This window comes from Thiocapsa sp. (genome assembly GCF_011390875.1).
Lineage (GTDB): Bacteria > Pseudomonadota > Gammaproteobacteria > Chromatiales > Chromatiaceae > Thiocapsa.
The window spans coordinates 1-3,432 of sequence record NZ_JAABRP010000324.1 but is presented as its reverse complement, the minus strand read 5'-3'; the positions used below and the strand labels follow the sequence as shown (position 1 = coordinate 3,432).

Annotated in this window: 4 protein-coding genes; 1 reads left to right on the top strand and 3 read right to left on the bottom strand. The window is 62.6% G+C overall.

What is annotated here, in order from left to right:
* The 3 genes from GPT33_RS17840 to GPT33_RS17830 form a co-directional block, all read right to left on the bottom strand.
* Nucleotides 1-601 (bottom strand): peptidylprolyl isomerase (locus GPT33_RS17840; protein WP_296811752.1); only part of this gene is annotated, 601 nt, incomplete at its 3' end.
* Between the two features lie 115 nt (nt 602-716).
* Nucleotides 717-1,019 carry a YciI family protein gene (locus GPT33_RS17835; protein WP_296811751.1) on the bottom strand — a complete coding sequence of 101 codons (303 nt, stop codon included), beginning with the start codon at nt 1,017-1,019 and terminating at the stop codon, nt 717-719.
* A gap of 1 nt (nt 1,020) precedes the next feature.
* Nucleotides 1,021-1,695 (bottom strand): inner membrane-spanning protein YciB, encoded by a 675-nt coding sequence (locus tag GPT33_RS17830; protein WP_296811750.1) that lies wholly within the window; start codon nt 1,693-1,695, stop codon nt 1,021-1,023.
* A 510-nt stretch (nt 1,696-2,205) separates the two neighbouring features.
* On the opposite strand from GPT33_RS17830, the gene GPT33_RS17825 reads away from it, so the two are divergent.
* Nucleotides 2,206-3,432 (top strand): sodium:alanine symporter family protein (locus GPT33_RS17825; RefSeq protein ID WP_296811749.1); only part of this gene is annotated, 1,227 nt, incomplete at its 3' end.

Genomic DNA, 3,432 nt, shown 5'->3' with positions numbered 1-3,432 from the left:
CGGCCTCCGAGAAGGGAGCAACCATCTGGTTGGCGTCGAACCAGTCAAGCTCGCCGCCGTTGTTGCCGGTCGGTCCGAGCGAGTGCTCGCGCGCGAGATCGCCGAAGTCGCCGCCGCCCTCGAGCTCCGCGATCACCTTCTTGGCTTCTTCTTCGTCCTTCACGAGGATGTGGCGTGCCTTGTATTCCGTCCGGGTGGCGTTCTTCTTCACATCCTCGTAAGCCTTCTTGAGCTCCTCTTCGGTCGGCTCGACCTCCTCGGCCATCGCGGCCAAGGCGGCGTTGGAGAGGATCTTCATGCGCTGCATGGCGACGGCCACCTCGGGATCCTCCTCGAGCTTGCGTCGCGCGGCCTCCTGCGAGGCGACGACCAGGCTCATGAACTCGTTGAACGCCTGCTCTTGCAGGGCCGGGGAATTCTCTCCCTGACTCTGTTGCAGGCGCTCGAGGAAAAAGAGTCGGAACAGGTCCAGGTCATACGGGGTGCCGTTCACCGTGGCGATGATGACCTCATCGGTCTCCGGCACTTTGGCCTCTTCGGCGAGGACTGCCCCGGCGGCCATCAAGGCGCAGAGAATGAGAGGAAAGCGACTTGTTTTCATGATGATGATTTCCGTGTGTCAGATTCAGTGGCATCCGGGATTCCGGGGCTGCAAGGGGGGCGAGGGCGCTCTACCGGGTGTCGTGCGTGGTTCGACCGATGGATGCGCTCGGATCTCAGGTCGGAAAGACCCGCTTGAAGGGCTTGACCTGCACCTCTCGGTAGACGCCGGCTTCCAGATAGGGATCCGCGTCCGCCCATTGCTCGGCCGCGGAAAGATTCGGGAATTCCGCCACGATCAGCGACCCGGAAAAGCCGGCCGTGCCGGGGTCCGGGCTGTCGATCGCGGGGTGAGGCCCCGCGAGAACCAGGCGGCCTTCGTTCTGCAGCGCCTCCAAGCGCGCGAGGTGGGCCGGTCTCGCCCCGAGACGCGCGCCGAGACTCTCCGGGTTGTCGACGGCGATGATGGCGTAAAGCACGTCAGTCGGCCTCCAGGGTCGAGGGTTGATCCTTCATGTGTCGGGAGAGATAAACGGCTTGAGCGATCACGAACACGATCGTCATGCCCATCATACCGAAGAGCTTGAAATTGACCCAAACGTCTTCGCGCGCTTGGGCATCGTTGCAGAGCGAGAGAAGGTCTCCGCCGAAGCGTTCGGCGCAGGCCGAGAGGTCGACATCCTGAAGACCCGAGGCGAGGATCAATGCCTCGCGCGCGCCGAAAAATCCGCTGCCGACATAGACGACGAAGAGGTTGACGAGTCCGGTGACGATGAAGAAACCGATCCACATCATGTTCAGGCGCAACCAAACGGCCGCGGGGATCTCGATGGCGTTGCCCATCATGCGCTCGATCAAGGGTCGGTTTCCGATGAGTTGGCTGCCGAGAAACACGGCGGCGAACAGCCAGTTGACGATCGTCGGCTTCCACATGACGAAGATCGGATCCCGCAGGGCGAGCGTCAGTCCGCCGAACAGGACGAGCAGTCCGAGCGTCACCAGCGGCATGGTCTCGACACGTCGCCGCCGGATCCACGACCAGCCCACCAAGACGGCCGAGGCGGCGATGGCGACACCGGTCGCCACATAGATGCCCTCGAGCTTGTAGGCGGCGAAAAAGAGAAGGATGGGAAAGAAGTCGACAAGAAGTTTCATAAGGCTCGGCTCGCCGATTCGGCGTGTTCAATGCTGTTAAACCGCGCCCGGTGCGGTCTGCGATGTTTTTTGATGGGAACAGCCCCGGCAGACTGAACGACCGTTGGAGTCGGCGCGGTTTAAGATTTGAAAAATATAACATTCTAAAGCGCGTCTCCGCTAAGGGTTATCGATGCAGCAAACGTCGATCTCACTCGAAAGTGCGCATCTCGCTCTGGACGCGGGTAAGGTTCTATGCTCGGCCGCTTGCCGCCCGTCAACCGGCACCCGATAGGGATTTCGATCGTGAGCCGGAGGCTCGGCGGTGCTTCCCGGGCGACGTCGGGTCTCGGCGGCGCGCGGTGAACGCGGCAGACGCCCCATACCGTCCGGATACGGCATCATTCTCGAGCGAATCCATCCGGTTGACGTGTATAGTTGCGTGCGGTTTCCGGAATCGATCCCCGATACAGCCGCCGGTTGCCCGGCGGCTGTATCGGGTCGCGCAACTGACATTAGAGGAGGCTTCACGTGGAGGTGATCGCGGATTGGGTCGGCACGATCAACGGGCTTGTCTGGGGCCCTCCCATGCTGGTTCTCATCCTGGGAACCGGCTTCTTCCTGATGGTCGGCCTGCGCTTGATGCCGATCCTCAAGCTCGGATACGGATTCAAGATGTTGTGGGCCGGGCGACATGCCCAAGGCGAAGGCAACATCACGCCCTTCAACGCGCTGATGACGTCGCTTGCAGCGACGGTCGGGACGGGCAACATCGCGGGCGTCGCCACGGCGATCGCGATCGGCGGCCCCGGTGCCCTGTTCTGGATGTGGTGCACGGCACTCGTCGGCATGGCAACCAAGTATGCCGAGGGCGTCTTGGCGGTGAAATACCGCGAGGTGGACGAAAAGGGCAACTATGTCGGTGGCCCCATGTACTACATCAAGAACGGGCTGGGTCGTCGATGGCTTTGGCTCGGCACCGCCTTTGCGATCTTCGGGGGGCTCGCCGGCTTCGGGATCGGCAACATGGTCCAGGCCAATTCCGTGTCGCACGCACTCAGCGGCACACTCGCGATCCCGGAGCTCTGGTCGGGGATCGCGATGGCCGTGGTGGTCGGTTTGGTCCTGATCGGCGGTATTCGTTGGATCGCCCGGGTCGCCGGCAAGCTGGTTCCCTTCATGGCGATCGCCTATGTCGTCGGCGGTCTCGTGGTGTTGGCCTTCAACGCCGATCAGATTCCGCAAGCCATCTATCAGATCGTGCTGCACGCCTTCTCGCCGACGGCCGCCGCGGGCGGATTCGCGGGCGCAACGCTGATGCTGGGCATCCAGATGGGTGTGGCGCGGGGCATCTTCTCCAACGAGGCGGGTCTCGGCAGCGCCCCGATCGCGCATGCGGCCGCCCAGAGCAACGATCCAATCCAGCAAGGCACGGTCGCCATGCTGGGCACCTTCATCGACACCATCATCATCTGCACCATCACGGGCCTGGTGATCATGGTCACGGGAGTCTGGACGAGCGGAGAGACGGGAGCGGGCCTGTCGTCCGCCGCATTCAGCGCCGGCCTGCCGTCGGTTGGCGGCTATATCGTGACCTTCGGGCTGGTCCTCTTTGCCTTCACGACCATCCTGGGGTGGAGTGTCTACGGCGAACGCTGTATGGAATACCTGTTCGGGATCCACGCAATCGTTCCCTTTCGGTTGGTTTGGGTCGCCGTCATTCCGGTCGGGGCGACGCTCGAGCTAGACTTTATCTGG